This window comes from Streptomyces sp. APSN-46.1 (genome assembly GCF_022815725.1).
Lineage (GTDB): Bacteria > Actinomycetota > Actinomycetes > Streptomycetales > Streptomycetaceae > Streptomyces.
Map to the genome: position 1 here is coordinate 91,281 of NZ_JALGRF010000015.1, position 15,905 is coordinate 107,185.

Sequence of the window (15,905 nt, forward strand, 5' to 3'; positions counted from 1 at the left end):
GGCATGTCGCCCTACGACCCGTCGGCCTTTCCGCCCTTCGCCGTCACCGTCGACCTGGTCGTGCTCACCGTGCGGCGCCACGCGCTCTGCGCGCTGGTCGTCCGACGGGGTGAGCAGCCGTTCCAGGGGCGCTGGGCGCTGCCCGGCGGTTTTGTCCGCGGTGACGAGGACCTGGCGGCGGCCGCCGCCCGTGAGCTCTCCGAGGAAACCGGGCTGTGCGCGCACGACCCGGCCGACCCCGGTCTGGGCAACGGGGCGCATCTCGAACAGCTCGCCACCTACGGGGACCCGGGGCGGGACCCCCGCATGCGGGTGGTCAGCGTGGCGCACCTGGTGCTGGCCCCCGACCTGCCCGCACCGCGGGCCGGCGGCGACGCCAACAGCGCGCGCTGGGCCCCCGTCGACGAACTCCTGCCGGTCGGCGACCAGGCATCCGAGGGGCTCGCGTTCGACCACGCCCGGATCCTCGCCGACGGCGTGGAGCGGGCCCGTTCGAAGATCGAGTACTCCTCCCTGGCCACCGCCTTCTGCCCGCCCGAGTTCACCGTCGGCGAGCTGCGCCGGGTGTACGAGGCGGTGTGGGGCGTGGCTCTCGACCCGCGCAACTTCCACCGCAAGGTCACCGGGACCCCCGGGTTCCTGGTGCCGGCCGGAGGGACGACGACCCGTCAGGGCGGGCGTCCGGCCCAGCTGTTCCGGGCGGGCGGGGCGACCCTGCTCAACCCGCCGATGCTGCGTCCGGAAGTCTGACGCCGCTCCGGCGACAGCGGGAACAGCACCGGCGCCGCGCCGGAGCGCCTCCGCAGAAAATCGGACATATCGCGTTATCTTGTTTGCGGTACTCACCCTGCCGCAGAGCGGTCTCACCCCCCGCGAGAGAAGCGATGCTCCAGGCCATCGGACTCACCAGCACACCCCGTCGAGACCTCCCGCCCCTCGTGGACGACCTCACGTTCGAGGCCCGCCCCGGGTGCGTGACAGCCCTGCTCGGCGAGCCGGGCTCGGGCAAGACCACCGCCCTGCGGCTCATGCTCGAACTCGAACCGGGCCGCGGCGTCACCTACTTCCGCGGTCGCCCGCTGCACCGGATCCCGCACCCCGGCCGTGAGGTCGGCGTCCTGCTCGGCGATGTTCCCGGCAACCCGTCGCGGACGGTCCGCAACCAGCTGCGGATGCTCTGCGCCGCCGCCGGGGTGCCGGCCTCCCGGGCCGACGCCGTGCTGGAGGTCGTCGGCATCGCGGGCTTGCGCGACCAGCGTCTCGGTTCGCTCTCGCGCGGCATGGAGCGCCGGTTCGGGCTCGCCGCCGCCCTGCTCGCCGACCCCTGCACACTGCTCCTCGACGAGCCCGCCGCCGGACTGTCCCCCCGCGAGGGAGGCTGGCTGCACGGGCTGCTGCGCGGCCACGCCTCCCTCGGCGGTGCGGTGCTCTTCACCACCGCCGACGCGAAGGAGGCCGCCCGCAGCGCCGACCGGGTCGTCTCCATCGAGTCGGGCCGGCTCGTCGCCGACCAGGACGCCGCGGAGTTCGCCCGTACCCGGCTGCGCCCGCGCGTCGCCGTGCGCACCCCGCACGCCGCCCGCCTGGCGGACGTACTGGGCCGCGAGGCCCGCGCCGCCCAGCGGGCGGTGGAGATCGTCGAGGAGAGCGGCAGCCGGCTTTCGGTGTACGGCACCAACTGCGCCGAGGTCGGCGAGGCGGCGTTCCGCAACGGCGTGCTGGTCCACCAGCTCGCCGACGAAACCGGTGATGCCGGGGCGCCGCTCCCACCCGTGCCGCGGGCCCGCACCGAAACGGGGGCCGCCGCCCGCGTACCCGACGCGGCGGCTCGCGAGACCTCCGCCGGCAGGCCGGGGAGGCCCCGGTCCGAACGGCCCGTCTCCGCCGTACGCAGGATTGGCGGCCCGCTGCGACCACTGCGCTACGAACTGTGCCGGGTCTTCGGTACCGCCGCCCCTGTCCTGACCGCGGCCCTGGTCGTCGCCGCCTCCGCCATCACGGCCCTGGTACTCGCCCGGGCCGGACATACCCCGCAGAACCGGCTGCTCGCCGCCTGGCCCGAGCTGCTCCCCCTGCCGCCCGCGGCCCTCGGCGCCGGACTACTCGGCGCCCTGGCCTTCGGCGAGGAGTACCGCTACCCCGCGCTCGCGGCCGACCGCGGCACCGTTCCGCGCCGGATGGGACTGCTCGCCGCCAAGCTCGGTGTCACCGCGGTCCTCGCGCTGCTCCTGGGCGTGCTCGCGGTGGCCGCGGACGCCGCCGTCCTGAGGCTGGTCTTCGACAGCGGCCCGCTGCGTTCTCCGACGGAGTGGGTCTCCCCGGCGGCGAGTTGGGCGGGACTGCTCATCGGCTGCGCCTGGGCCGGCGTCCTGGCCTCCGGGGTGTTCCGGTCCGCCGCGGCCGGCGTGGCCGCGGTGCTCGCCGTACCGGTGATCGTCGTTCCGCTGGTGCGCAAGGTAGTGGACGGGCCGTCCGCATACCCGGCCGACGGACTCGCCACCCGGCTGCGGGGCCTCAGCTGGGCACAGTGGCCCCCGGAGGCGGACCGGCTGGTCCACGGGGCCCTGCGGGTGATGGCCCAACCCGTGGGGACGGCTCTGGTGTTGTCGCTGATGGTCCTGTTGTGCGCCTATGGGTTCACAGGACTGCGCGGCCGGGTCCGTTGGTAACGGATCGTTGGTGATCATTCCGATGCCGGAGGAGTCGCCAACCAGACCGTTGAAGTCCGCATCACGCGAAGCGGACCGCAACTCCCCGCAAATGGCCCGGTTCTTTACGATAAGTCGTCAATTGCGTAGGTGGCACCGATCACCCTTTCGTGTGCTTTTCAGCAAAGACCTCAAGGGCGATGGAGGCGAGGCCGACAAAGGATGCGTGAGTACCCTTGCGCACACCATGATGACCACCGCCCGCCACGCCGAATCCGGCCTCGCCGGTCCGGGCGAACTCGACCGCTACCCCTACGCGGAGACCCCCGGGTCCGAGCGCGTGGGAGCGCCCCACTGGGACGGAGGCGATGTCGAGTTGAGCCGGGTCGGCCGTCGCGCGGCAGGAAGCCGCGGTCGCGGACTGCACGGCCAACTCGTCCAGCAGCTCGGCCAGATGATCGTTTCCGGCGACCTGGGCGCGGACCGTCCGCTGGTCCCCGAGGAGATCGGGCAGCGCTTCGAGGTCTCCCGTACGGTCGTCCGCGAATCGCTGCGGGTCCTGGAGGCCAAAGGCCTCGTCAGCGCCCGGCCCAATGTCGGCACCCGGGTCCGTCCGGTCGCCGACTGGAACCTGCTCGACCCCGACATCATCGAGTGGCGGGCCTTCGGCCCCCAGCGCGACGACCAGCGCCGCGAGCTCAACGAACTCCGCTGGACCATCGAGCCGCTCGCCGCGCGCCTCGCCGCCGGACACGGCCGCCCGGACATCCAGCAGCGCCTCGCCGACATGGTCGAGATCATGGGCCACGCTCTGGGCCAGGGTGACTCGATCACCTTCGCGCGCGCGGACAACGAGTTCCACTCCCTCCTCATTCAGGTCGCCGGCAACCGCATGCTGGAGCACCTTTCCGGCATCGTCTCCTCCGCCCTCCACGTCTCCGGCAGCCCCATCACCGCATGTGAACGCCCCAGCGAGAGCTGCGTCGCACACCACGCGCGGATGGTCGAGGCCCTGGCCGCGGGCGACGCGACGGGAGCCGAGAACGCCATGCGTCAGCTTCTGACGGTGCATCCGGAGGTCGAGCGCGTGGTCCCCGCCCCGCGCGAGCACTGACGGGCGAACGCGTGGGGGCATGCGGGTGCACCAGTGGTCGCCGGGCCCGGCCGGGTCCGGCGACACGAGCGTGACGGCCCGGCGCCCGGCGGCGTCCCAGAGCCCCTCCGAAGGTCTGCTCCCGCCCCGGAAGGCCCCAGAAGCCCCACCGGAAGCCCCTCGGAAGGCGCGCGGAAGGCGCCCGGAACGCGGCTCTGGCGGACCGCCCGGGCCCCGCGTATGACCGTATGACCGGCTTGGGCGCAAACGAGATGTGACTCGGGCCACGAAGATTGGGCGTAACGCTCCGCGACGTCACGCGATGACCTAAGAGGTGATGGCCGACGGAGGGAACACAGCAGCCCTTGCGGGTGCTGTGCAGCTCCCCGGTCCCTGCCCGCGCCCCCGGCCCATCCCCAGTCGGTGGTCGTCGGCTCCGGTCCAGCACCAGGCCGGGGTCGGAAGCCGTTTCCATCGTTCCGAGAGGTTGTTCGTGTCGGCCAGCACATCCCGTACGCTCCCGCCGGAGATCGCCGATTCCGAGTCCGTGATGGCGCTCATCGAGCGGGGCAAGGCCGAGGGGCAGATCGCCGGCGATGACGTGCGTCGGGCCTTCGAGGCTGACCAGATTCCTGCGACCCAGTGGAAGAATGTTCTGCGCAGCCTCAACCAGATCCTCGAGGAAGAGGGTGTGACGCTGATGGTCAGTGCCGCGGAGTCGCCCAAGCGCACCACCCGCAAGAGCGTCGCAGCGAAGAGCCCGGCCAAGCGGACGGCCACGAAGACCGTCGCGGCGAAGACGGCGGCAGAGCCGGCCGCCGCCACCGCGGCCCCGGAGGCCGACCCCGCGGAGCCCGAGACCGCGGACGCCCTGGCCCAGGAGCCCGGAACCGAAGCGCCCGCCAAGAAGACGGCCGCGAAGAAGACGGCGGCCAAGAAGACCGCCGCGAAGAAGACCACCGCGAAGAAGACGGCCGCCAAGAAGACCGCGGCCAAGAAGGACGCCGACGAGGCCGGCGACGAAGAGTCCGCCGAGGATGCGCCCGGCGCGGCCAAGGGCGAGGCCGAAGAGGAAGAGGACGGCGCCGAGAGCAAGGGCTTCGTCATCTCGGACGACGAGGACGACGCCCCGGCCCAGCAGGTCGCCGTCGCGGGTGCCACCGCCGACCCGGTCAAGGACTACCTCAAGCAGATCGGCAAGGTGCCGCTGCTCAACGCCGAGCAGGAGGTCGAGCTCGCCAAGCGCATCGAGGCGGGCCTGTTCGCCGAGGACAAGCTGGCGAACTCCGACAAACTGGCGCCCAAGCTCAAGCGCGAGCTGGAGATCATCGCCGAGGACGGCCGCCGCGCCAAGAACCACCTGCTGGAGGCCAACCTCCGCCTCGTGGTCTCCCTCGCCAAGCGCTACACCGGCCGCGGCATGCTCTTCCTGGACCTGATCCAGGAGGGCAACCTGGGTCTGATCCGCGCGGTCGAGAAGTTCGACTACACCAAGGGCTACAAGTTCTCCACGTACGCGACCTGGTGGATCCGGCAGGCGATCACCCGCGCCATGGCCGACCAGGCCCGCACCATCCGCATCCCCGTGCACATGGTCGAGGTCATCAACAAGCTCGCCCGCGTGCAGCGCCAGATGCTCCAGGACCTGGGCCGCGAGCCCACCCCGGAGGAGCTGGCCAAGGAACTCGACATGACCCCCGAGAAGGTCATCGAGGTCCAGAAGTACGGCCGCGAGCCGATCTCCCTGCACACCCCGCTCGGCGAGGACGGCGACAGCGAGTTCGGTGACCTGATCGAGGACTCCGAGGCGGTCGTCCCGGCGGACGCGGTCTCCTTCACGCTGCTCCAGGAGCAGCTGCACTCGGTGCTCGACACCCTCAGCGAGCGCGAGGCCGGCGTGGTCTCGATGCGCTTCGGCCTCACGGACGGCCAGCCCAAGACCCTGGACGAGATCGGCAAGGTCTACGGCGTCACGCGTGAGCGCATCCGCCAGATCGAGTCCAAGACGATGTCGAAGCTGCGCCACCCGTCCCGCTCGCAGGTGCTGCGCGACTACCTCGACTGACCGGGCCGTCGGCCGGGAGCCTCATCAGTGGCCGTGCGCGGGTGCGCACGGCCACTGGGCATTCCACTCTGGGTGCAGTCACACACACTCGGAGTCAGGAGCCCACATGCGTCGTCCCCTTGCCCGTCTCCTGGCGGGTGCGCTGACCCTGGTGGCCGGTGCGGCCACCGCACCGCTCACCCAGGCCCCGAAGGCGGCCGCGGACAGCGTGGTCATAGGCGGGAAGCCGGTCAAGGTGGCCGACAGCCCCTGGGTGGTGGCCCTCGCCAGCCGTGACCGGTTCGGAGGTACGAGGGGCGGGCAGTTCTGCGGGGGTGTGATCGTCGCCCCGACCAAGGTGCTCACCGCCGCCCACTGCCTGGGGCGCGAGGTCCTGGGCGGCCCGGTCGAGTCCCTCCCCGACTTCCGGGTGATCACTGGACGTACGGAGCTGCGGGCGGACGACGGCCGGGAGATCGCGGTGCGCGGAGCCCGCGTGAACCCGGGCTACGACCCCGCCAGCAACGCCGGGGACCTCGCCGTACTGGAACTCGAGGAAGCCGTGCCGGCGCACTACGTACTCCCCGTGGCCGAGGGCGGCGATCCCGGCTACCAGGCCGGAACCGAGGCCGCCGTATACGGCTGGGGAGACACGAGCGGGTTCGGCGACTACGCGTACGGGCTGCGCGCCGCGCCGGTGACGGTGCTGGAGGACGAGGTCTGCGAGGCGGCCTATCCGGGCGACCGTGACGGGAAGTACCTGGCCGACTCCATGGTGTGCGCGGGTGACCGGGATGGTGGCAAGGACGCCTGCCAGGGGGACAGCGGGGGGCCGCTGGTGGCCCGGGGCCGGCTCATCGGGGTCGTGTCCTGGGGGCGCGGCTGTGGGCTGGCGGACAGTCCGGGCGTCTACACGAGGATCGCGCCGCTGGCCGGCTTCGTGAGCGCCGCCGAGACGGCCTCCTGGCCGGCGCGGGACCAGAACGCCACCCAGGGTGCCCACGGGCTCTCTGGGCCCGCCACAAGCCCCGCCAAGGGGGCATAGCGGACGTATGTACGGGTCGCGAACGCGCTCGAACATGAGGACGGGCGGCATCCCTGGGTCTCAGAGGTGCCGCCCGTCGACCGGCCTGGCCGGTCCTGGCTCGTCGGATGTCGAGGTGTAGGCCTGTGTCAGCGGTCCTCGGTGTCGGCGTTTGCAGCCGGAGCGGACGTAAGCCGCTCGGTCTCATCCTGTATTTCCGCGGCGATCTTCTTGAGTTCCGGCTCGAACTTACGCCCGTGGTGGGCGCAGAAGAGCAGTTCACCGCCGCTCAGCAGGACGACGCGCAGATATGCCTGGGCGCCGCAACGGTCGCATCGGTCAGCGGCCGTCAGCGGGGTCGCGGGTGTCAGAACAGTAGTCACGTCGCCTCTTCTCTAGCTCGACGAGCTGTCGTACCAGGGTCAACATCCAACCAGGCCGAAAACGTTCCCGCTCGCGGCTTTTCCTCGAAACTTCCTTCCGAAGCTGGCCGGCTGCTGCCGGTTGGCGGCGAAGGACCGTATGCGTTGCTTTACGGTTTCGCGTTGTCAGTCGTTCGCTGTAGCAGTTCCCGTCCTCCCCGGCGTGAGTGCCGGTTGTGCATGAGGACGTGCCCGAACCCTAAATGGTTCATGCGTGGAAGGGAACGTGATGTTTGCTTCACCCGCCCGGGGGATCGAACAACCGTGCGGATCTGGACTAGGCTGATGAAGGGCATGGGTGGCGTTGCATCGGCTCTACCAGGCCTCGGTACCCTCTGACGGGCACCCACCCACCCCTGTGCCCAGCCGGGCCAGAAAAGAAATTCAGCGAGGAGCGAACTGCGTGACCGCCGACACGTCCGTGCCTTCCAGCGCACTGCTGACCGGAGCAGACCGGGACGGCTCCAACTACACCGCGCGGCACCTGCTCGTCCTCGAAGGCCTCGAGGCCGTCCGCAAGCGCCCCGGCATGTATATCGGCTCCACCGACAGCCGTGGCTTGATGCACTGCCTCTGGGAGATCATCGACAATTCCGTCGACGAGGCCCTGGGCGGCTACTGCGACCACATCGAGGTGATCCTCCACGAGGACTCCTCCGTGGAGGTCCGGGACAACGGCCGCGGCATCCCCGTCGACGTGGAGCCCAAGACCGGCCTGTCCGGTGTCGAGGTCGTCATGACCAAGCTGCACGCGGGCGGCAAGTTCGGCGGCGGCTCGTACGCGGCCTCCGGCGGCCTGCACGGCGTCGGCGCCTCCGTGGTCAACGCCCTCTCCGCCCGACTCGACGTCGAGGTGGACCGGGGCAGCTCGACGCACGCCATCAGCTTCCGCCGCGGCGTCCCCGGCATGTTCACCGAGCAGGGCCCCGACAGCCCCTTCGACCCCGCCAACGGCCTGCGCAAGATCAAGCGGATCACCAAGGGCAAGACCGGCACCCGGGTCCGCTACTGGGCCGACCGCCAGATCTTCCTCAAGGACGCCAAGCTCACACTGGACACGCTCTACCAGCGCGCCCGCCAGACCGCCTTCCTCGTCCCCGGCCTGACCATCGTCGTCCGCGACGAGCGCGCCCTCGAAGGGGCCGGCAAGACCGAGGAGACCTTCCGCTTCGACGGGGGCATCAGCGAGTTCTGCGAGTACCTCGCCCAGGACAAGGCCGTCTGCGACGTGCTCCGCCTGACCGGCACCGGAACCTTCAAGGAGACCGTCCCGGTCCTCGACGACCGCGGCCACATGACCCCCACCGAGGTCACCCGCGAGCTCGGTGTGGACATCGCCCTGCGCTGGGGCACGGGCTACGAGACCAACGTCAAGTCGTTCGTGAACATCATCGCCACCCCCAAGGGCGGCACCCACATCTCCGGCTTCGAGCGCTCGGTCACCAAGACCGTGAACGAGGTGTTGCGCTCAGCCAAGCTGCTGCGCGTCGCCGAGGACGACGTGGTCAAGGACGATGCGATGGAGGGCATGACGGCCGTCGTCACCGTCCGCCTCGCCGAGCCCCAGTTCGAGGGCCAGACCAAGGAGGTGCTCGGCACCTCCGCGGCCGCCAGGATCGTCGCCGCCGTGGTCTCCAAGGAGCTCAAGGCCTTCCTGACCTCCACCAAGCGGGACGACAAGCAGCAGGCCCGCTCCGTGATGGAGAAGATCGTCGCGGCCGCCCGGACCCGGATCGCGGCCCGCCAGCACAAGGAGGCGCAGCGCCGCAAGACCGCGCTGGAGTCCTCCTCGCTGCCCGCCAAGCTGGCCGACTGCCGCAGTGACGACGTGGAGCGTAGCGAGCTCTTCATCGTCGAGGGTGACTCCGCCCTCGGTACCGCCAAGCTCGCCCGGAATTCGGAATTCCAGGCGCTCCTGCCGATCCGCGGCAAGATTCTGAACGTCCAGAAGTCGTCGGTCTCGGACATGCTCAAGAACGCCGAGTGCGGGGCGATCATCCAGGTCATAGGAGCCGGCTCGGGCCGGACCTTCGACATCGACGCGGCCCGGTACGGAAAGATCGTCCTGCTCGTCGACGCCGATGTGGACGGCGCGCACATCCGCTGCCTGCTGCTGACGCTCTTCCAGCGGTACATGCGGCCGATGGTCGAGGCGGGCCGGGTCTTCGCGGCCGTGCCGCCGCTGCACCGGATCGAGCTGGTCCAGCCGAAGAAGGGCCAGGACAAGTACGTCTACACGTACTCGGACAGCGAACTGCGCCAGACCCTGCTGGAGTACCAGCGCAAGAACATCCGGTACAAGGACTCGATCCAGCGGTACAAGGGCCTGGGCGAGATGGACGCGGACCAGCTGGCCGAGACCACCATGGACCCCCGCTTCCGCACCCTGCGGCGGATCAACATCGGCGACCTGGACTCGGCCGAGCAGGTCTTCGACCTGCTGATGGGCAACGAGGTGGCCCCCCGCAAGGAGTTCATCACCGGCTCCGCGGCGACCCTCGACCGCTCGCGCATCGACGCCTGAGGCGGCGGGGCGCCACACCCCCCCGGCACACCGGCGCTCTTCACTCCATCACCTGAAGGGGTGAAGAGCGCCGGACATCAGTCCGGAAAGCGACCATTGCGCACATCCTTGTGGACACGCGGCCAATGCGGCGGCGGGCAAGGAGAGTTCGGTGGACAAGCACGAAGGTCGTGATGCCGGAACGATCCGGCTGGACGACCCCTGGTACGACGCGCTGGCCGTCGGCTGGGGCGAGGGCGGGGACGCGGCCCCGCCGCGTCCGGCCCCCGGCGGCCGCCCCGCGCCCGGCGCATCCGACATCTACCTCGAAGTGCAGCGCAGCGCCGCCTTCCAGGAGGTCCGCAGCCGCTACCGCGGATTCGTCGTCCCGGCGACCGCCGGCTTCTTCCTCTGGTACCTCGCCTACGTGGTCGCCGCGACCGCCGCGCCCGGGGTGATGGCCCGGCCCGTGGCCGGCGCGGTCAACGTGGCCCTGCTGGCGGGACTCGGCCAGTTCCTCAGCACCTTCCTGCTGACCTGGGCCTACACCCGGCACGCGCGGCTCCGCCGGGACCGGGCGGCCCTGGACCTGCGCTGGACGGTGTTCGAGCAGGAGCGCGGCCAGGAGCGGTCCCGTAGCCGGGGAGCCGACCGGTGACCGCCGAGCACCAGAATCTCGCGCTGATCCTGTTCAGCGTCTTCATCGCGGTCACCCTGGGCATCACCACGTGGGTCAGCCGCAACCGGCAGGGATCGGCGGAGGAGTTCTACGCGGGCGGGAGGCTGTTCTCCCCGCTGGAGAACGGATTCGCCATCGCCGGCGACTACATGTCCGCCGCCTCCTTCCTGGGCATCTCCGGGCTGATCGCGCTCTTCGGCTACGACGGCATGCTGTACTCGGTGGGCTTCCTCGTCGCCTGGCTCGTCGTCCTGTTCCTGGTCGCCGAACTGGTGCGGAACTGCGGGCGTTTCACGCTGGCCGACGTGGTCGCCGCGCGGATGAGCGAGCGGCCCGTGCGGATCGCGGCCGGCACCTCCTCGGTCACCGTCTCGGTGCTGTACCTCGTCGCGCAGATGGTCGGTGCGGGGAGCCTGGTCGGTCTGCTGCTCGGGGATTCGGGCACCACCGCCCGGACGCTGACCGTGATCGGGGTCGGCGCGCTGATGGTGGTGTACGTGTCCTTCGGCGGGATGCGGGCCACCACGTGGATCCAGATCGTCAAGGCCGTACTGCTGATGGGCGGGGCGATCACGCTCACGGCGCTGGTGCTGCTGCGCTTCCACGGGAACTTCGACCAGCTGCTGACGAGTGCGGCGGAACGCAGCGGGCACGGCGCCCGGTTCTTGAGCCCGGGGCTCAAGTACGGGGGGGACTGGACCGCCCGCTTCGACTTCATGAGCCTCGGGCTCGCGCTGGTCCTGGGAACCGCCGGGCTGCCGCACATCCTGTCGCGCTTCTACACGGTGCCGACGGCGCGGGCGGCCCGCCGGTCGGTGGTGTGGGCGATCGTGCTGATCGGCGGCTTCTACCTGATGACCATCGTGCTCGGGTTCGGGGCGGCCGCACTGCTGGGCCCGGACGCGGTCCGGGCCTCCAACGCCTCCGGGAACACGGCGGTTCCGCTGCTCGCGGCGTTCCTGGGCGGGGGCGCGGGCTCCACCGGGGGCGCGGTGCTGTTCGCCTTCGTGGCGGCCATCGCCTTCGCCACCATCCTGGCGGTGGTCGCGGGGATCACCCTGGCCTCGTCGGCGTCCGTGGCACACGACCTGTACGCCTCGCTCAAGCGCCGCCACGCGCGGCAGCACAGCGAGGTCGCGGTCGCGCGGGTCGCGGCCGTCGGGATCGGGACGGTGGCGATCGCGCTCGGGCTGCTCGCCCAGAACCTGAACGTGGCGTTCCTGGTGGGGCTGGCCTTCGCGGTGGCGGCCTCGGCGAATCTGCCGGTGCTGATGTACTCGCTGTTCTGGCGGAACTTCACGACACGGGGGGCCGTCTGGTCGGTGTACGGGGGGCTGTTGCCGGCCGTACTGCTGGTGGTGCTGTCGCCGGTGGTCTCCGGCAGCCCCGAATCCCTCTTCCCGGGGGTGGATTTCCAGTACTTCCCGCTGCAGAACCCGGGGATCGTCTCGATCCCGCTGGGCTTCCTGGCGGGCTGGCTGGGCACGGTCACCTCGGCCGAGGAGCCGGACGCGGCCAAGCACGCGGAGACGGAGGTCCGCTCCCTGACGGGGGCCGGCGCCGTGTGAGTGGTCTGCTCCGGTCAGGTCAGGTCCGGTCAGCTCCGTTCTGCCGGGCGCCAGGTGTAGCGGTGTTCCGGGCGGCCTGTTTCGCCGTAGCGGAGGGCGAGGGTGACGCGGCCGGTGCGGTCGAGGAGCTTCAGATAGCGCTGGGCGGTCTGGCGGCTGATGCCGGCGCGGTCGGCGATCTGCTGGGTGGAGAGGGGGCCGTCGGCCGTGACGAGGACTTGCCGGACCACTTCGGCGGTGGTGGGGGAGTGCCCCTTGGGGAGTTCGTTGGGGGTGCCTGCGGAGGCGAGGGTGCCGAAGATGCGGTCCACCTCGGCCTGTTCGGCCTCGCCGCCGGTCTCCAGGCTGCGGCGCAGCGACCCGTAGGCTTCGAGCCTGGTGCGCAGCGCGCCGAAGGTGAAGGGTTTGACCAGGTACTGGAGGGCGCCGAGGCGCATCGCGGCCTGGACCGTGGCCAGATCGCGGGCGGCCGTCACCATGATCACGTCGGTGCCGTCGCCGCGTTGGCGCAGGCGGCGGACCAGGTCCAGCCCGTTCTCGTCCGGGAGGTAGTGGTCGAGGAGGATCAGGTCCACCGGGCGGGTCGACAGCAGTTCCAGGGCCTCGGCCGCCGAGTGGGCCTGGGCCGTCACCTCGAAGCCGGGAACCTTCGCCACGTACGCCGCGTTGATCCGGGCAACCCGCATGTCGTCGTCGACGACCAATACGGCGAACACCCTGCTCGGGGGCGCGTTCATCGCAGGGCCTCCGGGAGTACGACGGAGAACTCCGCCCCTCCGTCCGCTGCTTCCCCGGCCCGGACGCTGCCGCCCTGCCGTTCCGCGAGGCGGCGTACGAGCGCGAGACCGAGCCCGCGCTCGCGGTGGCGGCTGGGCTGCTTCGTGGACCAGCCCTCGGTGAAGATCTCCTCGCGCCGCGCGGCGGGGACGCCGGGGCCGCTGTCGCGGACGCGGAGGACGGCGGTCCGGCCCTCCGTGTGGATGTCCACCTCGACCAGGGGCACCGCCGAGCCCGCCGCCGCGTCGAGCGCGTTGTCGACCAGGTTGCCGACGATCGTGACGAGGCCGCCGGGGTCTACCAGGCGGTCGGGGAGGAGGGTGGACTCGGCGAGCCGGAGCGGCACGCCGCGCTCGGCGGCGACCGTGGTCTTGCCCACGAGGAGTGCGGCCAGCAGCGGATCGTGGACCTTCTCGGTGACCTGCTCGGCGGTGCTGCGGTGCACCCCGACGACCTCGGTCACGAACTCCACCGCCTCCTCGTGCAGGCCCAGCTCCAGCAGGCCGAGGACGGTGTGGAGGCGGTTGGCGTGCTCGTGGTCCTGCGCGCGCAGGGCGTCGATGAGGCCCCGGGTGGAGTCGAGCTCGCGGCCCAGGTGCTCCAGTTCGGTTCGGTCGCGCAGGGTGGCCACGGCGCCGCCGTCCTGCGTGGGCATGCGGTTCGCGACCAGGACCCGGGGGCCCCGCACGGTGAGCAGGTCCCGGCCGGTGACCCGGCCGGCGAGGACGTCGGTGGTCCGGCCCGCGCCGAGTACGTCGTCCAGCGGGCGCCCGGCGACGGCCGCGGCGGAGTCGGGAGCGAGGCCCAGCAGCCGGGCGGCCTCGTCGTTGACCAGCCGGATCCGGCCGCCCCGGTCGAGGGCGACCACGCCCTCGCGGATGGAGTGCAGCATGGCCTCGCGTTCGGCGAGCAGCCCCGCGATATCGGAGAAGGCGAGGTCGCGGGTCTGGCGCTGGATGCGGCGGGACAGCAGGTAGGCGGCGAGCGCTCCCGCCGCCAGGGCGCCGCCCGCGTAGGCGAGCAGGCCGGGGATGGCGCCGAGGAGCCGGTCGCGGACGCTGTCGTAGGCGATGCCCACCGAGACGGCGCCGACGATCTCCCCGTCGGCGGCGACGAGCGGGACCTTGCCGCGTGCGGAGCGGCCCAGCGTGCCCTCGTCGATCTCCATGACCTCGCGGCCGGCCAGGGCGTCGCTCGGGTCGGTGGAGACGGGCAGCCCGATCCGGCCGACGCTGGGGTGGGAGTGGCGGATGCCGTTCAGATCCATGACGACCACGTACTCGGCTCCGGTGGCCCGGCGGACCCGCTCGGCCGAGGACTGCACCGGGCTGTCCGCCGAGGGCCCGCCGTCCGCCGAATCCTCGGTCAGCAGGTCGGCGGCCAGTGCCGGGTCGGCGGCGGCGCTCTGCGCGATCGCCAGGGCACGCCGCATCGCCTGGTCGTCGAGCTGTGCGCTGAGCGGGGCCAGGAAGAGCCCGGTGGCCAGGACGGCGACCCCGGCGGCGATGGCCAGCTGGGTCAGCAGGATCTGGGAGACGGCCCGTCTGGGCAGCCCGAGGCGCCGAGCGCTCAAGAGGGGGAACCGCATGACAAACAACCTAGGTCGGCATCGGCCCCAGCGGAATTCCCTCGGGTGCGGCACATTTCACTCCGAGCGGCCCGTCCTGGTCCGGGCGACTGCCGCCGGGGGCCCGCGCGGGAGCAGGGCGGCGGCCGGGGCGACGGCTGCGGCGGTCGCGCCGTGGATCCCATACGCCGTGGCCGCGGGTCCGCCCTCAGTGGAACAGCCCCTGGGAGCGTGCGGGTGGTCGGCGCCCGCCTTCGCGGGGCCGGACCGGGCCGACCGGCATGTGAGCGGGCATCGGCCTTATCCGCCCGTCACGGCAATGGCTGTGGCGGGCGGGGGCCCTGGTAGATCCCGCTGGGCCGCATCCGCAGCGGCTGCTCCTGGTACTCCTCCAGGGCATGCGCGATCCAGCCCGCGGTGCGGGCCACCGCGAACACCGTCTCGCCCGCCTCCGCCGGCATCCCGCAGGACACCGTCAGCACGGCCAGCGCCAGGTCCACGTTGGCGTGCAGTCCGGGCCGCCGGGCGGCGGCGGTGGCGACGACCTCCCAGGCCGCCGCCAGGGCCGGACCCGCCTGGGGCATGGTCTCCAGCCGCGCGAACAGCGCCCGGGCCCTCGGGTCCTCGCCCGGGTACAGCCGGTGGCCGAGCCCCGGGACCCGCCGCCCCGCCCGCAGGTGGTCCGCGACCACGGGCGCGGCACCGCCCCGCTCCAGCGCTTCTGCCAGCATCCGGTGCGCGAGCCGCCCGGCCGCGCCGTGCAACGGGCCTTCGAGCGCCCCGAGTCCGGCCGACACCGCCGCGTACGGATGGGCGCGCGCCGACGCGGCCACCCGTACGGCCAGGGTCGAGGCGGCCAGATCATGGTCGATGAGCAGGGTGAGGGCCAGGTCCAGCGTGGCCAGCGCGTCCGGGTCGGGCTCCCGCGCCGTCAGCCGGGTCCACAGCTGCCGGGCCAGCCGGCCGTCCCCGCGCCAGCCGGCCTTGCCGGCTTCGGGCAGGGCGCCGACCAGGGTGGGGATCAGGCAGCGCGCGGCGCCCAGTACGGCCTCGGGGGACAGGTCGAAGCGCAGCGGATCCGCCACGGCCGCGGCGGCGGTGGCCACGCGCAGCCGGTCGATGGGCCCGCTGTGCTCGGGCAGGGCGGCCACGGCCCGGCGGGCTGCCGCCAGCAGCTCGGGGGGCGCGATGAACCGGGCCCCGCGCGGCAGTGTGCCCGTCCAGAGCCACTCGGCGACTTCCTCGTACGGGTGGCGCGAGGCCAGCTCCACCGCGTCCACGCCGCGGAAGTAGTACCGGTCGGGCTCGATGAGCGTGATCGAGGTCCGGACGGAGAGCTCCCCTGTGGAGCCGGTGGGGCCCGCGGCCTCGCGCCGGTTCCGCGTGGCCAGGGCCTCGACCTCGGCGGCGTCGAAGCTGCTGCCGCGGCCGATCGGGTCGCGGCGGCTCGTGAGCTGCCCGCGGCTCACGTACGCGTACACGGTCGCGGGCTTCACACCGAGCACTTCCGCAGCTTGCCGGGTACTGAGCCTGTGCCCGCCGGCCGCCCTGTCGTTCATGACGTACACCCTACATATATT

12 protein-coding genes are annotated in these 15,905 nt (G+C 71.9%); 8 read left to right on the forward strand and 4 right to left on the reverse strand.

The genetic code is table 11. From position 1 onward, the window contains the following. Window positions 1–3 precede the first annotated feature (3 nt). The 5 genes from MTF65_RS27925 to MTF65_RS27945 all read left to right on the forward strand — a co-directional run bounded on the left by MTF65_RS27925 (window position 4) and on the right by MTF65_RS27945 (window position 6,830). Window positions 4–750 carry an NUDIX domain-containing protein gene (locus MTF65_RS27925; RefSeq protein WP_243631746.1) on the forward strand — a complete coding sequence of 249 codons (747 nt, stop codon included), beginning with the start codon at window positions 4–6 and terminating at the stop codon, window positions 748–750. Between the two features lie 134 nt (window positions 751–884). Continuing rightward, window positions 885–2,669, forward strand: a complete 1,785-nt coding sequence (locus MTF65_RS27930) for an ABC transporter ATP-binding protein (RefSeq protein ID WP_243631747.1) — start codon at window positions 885–887, stop codon at window positions 2,667–2,669. Window positions 2,670–2,874: 205 nt separating this feature from the next. Beyond that, window positions 2,875–3,762: a FadR/GntR family transcriptional regulator gene (locus tag MTF65_RS27935; protein ID WP_243631748.1), complete on the forward strand. Its 888-nt coding sequence runs from the start codon at window positions 2,875–2,877 to the stop codon at window positions 3,760–3,762. A gap of 466 nt (window positions 3,763–4,228) precedes the next feature. Then, window positions 4,229–5,806 carry an RNA polymerase sigma factor gene (locus MTF65_RS27940; protein ID WP_279399610.1) on the forward strand — a complete coding sequence of 526 codons (1,578 nt, stop codon included), beginning with the start codon at window positions 4,229–4,231 and terminating at the stop codon, window positions 5,804–5,806. 106 nt (window positions 5,807–5,912) lie between these two features. Beyond that, window positions 5,913–6,830, forward strand: coding sequence for a trypsin-like serine protease (locus tag MTF65_RS27945; protein ID WP_243631749.1), 918 nt, complete (start codon window positions 5,913–5,915; stop codon window positions 6,828–6,830). A 128-nt stretch (window positions 6,831–6,958) separates the two neighbouring features. Here MTF65_RS27945 and MTF65_RS27950 read toward each other — a convergent pair whose 3' ends face one another. After that, window positions 6,959–7,192, reverse strand: coding sequence for a hypothetical protein (locus MTF65_RS27950; RefSeq protein WP_243631750.1), 234 nt, complete (start codon window positions 7,190–7,192; stop codon window positions 6,959–6,961). A 442-nt stretch (window positions 7,193–7,634) separates the two neighbouring features. Here MTF65_RS27950 and MTF65_RS27955 point away from each other — a divergent pair, with 442 nt between their 5' ends. The 3 genes from MTF65_RS27955 to MTF65_RS27965 all read left to right on the forward strand — a co-directional run bounded on the left by MTF65_RS27955 (window position 7,635) and on the right by MTF65_RS27965 (window position 11,981). Continuing rightward, a complete protein-coding gene (locus tag MTF65_RS27955; protein ID WP_243631751.1) occupies window positions 7,635–9,755 on the forward strand; it encodes a type IIA DNA topoisomerase subunit B in 2,121 nt (706 codons plus the stop codon). A 151-nt stretch (window positions 9,756–9,906) separates the two neighbouring features. After that, window positions 9,907–10,392, forward strand: a complete 486-nt coding sequence (locus MTF65_RS27960; RefSeq protein WP_243631752.1) for a DUF485 domain-containing protein — start codon at window positions 9,907–9,909, stop codon at window positions 10,390–10,392. After that, window positions 10,389–11,981, forward strand: coding sequence for a cation acetate symporter (locus tag MTF65_RS27965; protein WP_243631753.1), 1,593 nt, complete (start codon window positions 10,389–10,391; stop codon window positions 11,979–11,981). The genes MTF65_RS27960 and MTF65_RS27965 overlap by 4 nt, the downstream gene beginning before the upstream one ends. Before the next feature lie 29 nt (window positions 11,982–12,010). Here MTF65_RS27965 and MTF65_RS27970 read toward each other — a convergent pair whose 3' ends face one another. The 3 genes from MTF65_RS27970 to MTF65_RS27980 form a co-directional block, all read right to left on the reverse strand. Then, on the reverse strand, window positions 12,011–12,718 hold the full coding sequence (locus tag MTF65_RS27970) for a response regulator (protein ID WP_243631754.1): 708 nt from the start codon (window positions 12,716–12,718) through the stop codon (window positions 12,011–12,013). Then, a complete protein-coding gene (locus MTF65_RS27975) occupies window positions 12,715–14,346 on the reverse strand; it encodes a sensor histidine kinase (RefSeq protein WP_243631755.1) in 1,632 nt (543 codons plus the stop codon). Before MTF65_RS27975 ends, MTF65_RS27970 begins: the two co-directional genes overlap by 4 nt. A gap of 290 nt (window positions 14,347–14,636) precedes the next feature. Next, window positions 14,637–15,884: a citrate synthase gene (locus tag MTF65_RS27980; protein ID WP_243631756.1), complete on the reverse strand. Its 1,248-nt coding sequence runs from the start codon at window positions 15,882–15,884 to the stop codon at window positions 14,637–14,639. Between the last annotated feature and the right edge of the window lie 21 nt (window positions 15,885–15,905).

What these genes read in the sequence shown, in the direction of transcription:
- MTF65_RS27945 (WP_243631749.1), top strand. Translation starts at nt 5,913, where the DNA reads ATGCGTCGTCCCCTTGCCCGTCTCCTGGCGGGTGCGCTGACCCTGGTG.
- MTF65_RS27980 (WP_243631756.1), bottom strand. Translation starts at nt 15,884, where the DNA reads ATGAACGACAGGGCGGCCGGCGGGCACAGGCTCAGTACCCGGCAAGCT.
- MTF65_RS27975 (WP_243631755.1), bottom strand. Translation starts at nt 14,346, where the DNA reads ATGCGGTTCCCCCTCTTGAGCGCTCGGCGCCTCGGGCTGCCCAGACGG.
- MTF65_RS27970 (WP_243631754.1), bottom strand. Translation starts at nt 12,718, where the DNA reads ATGAACGCGCCCCCGAGCAGGGTGTTCGCCGTATTGGTCGTCGACGAC.
- MTF65_RS27930 (WP_243631747.1), top strand. Translation starts at nt 885, where the DNA reads ATGCTCCAGGCCATCGGACTCACCAGCACACCCCGTCGAGACCTCCCG.
- MTF65_RS27925 (WP_243631746.1), top strand. Translation starts at nt 4, where the DNA reads ATGTCGCCCTACGACCCGTCGGCCTTTCCGCCCTTCGCCGTCACCGTC.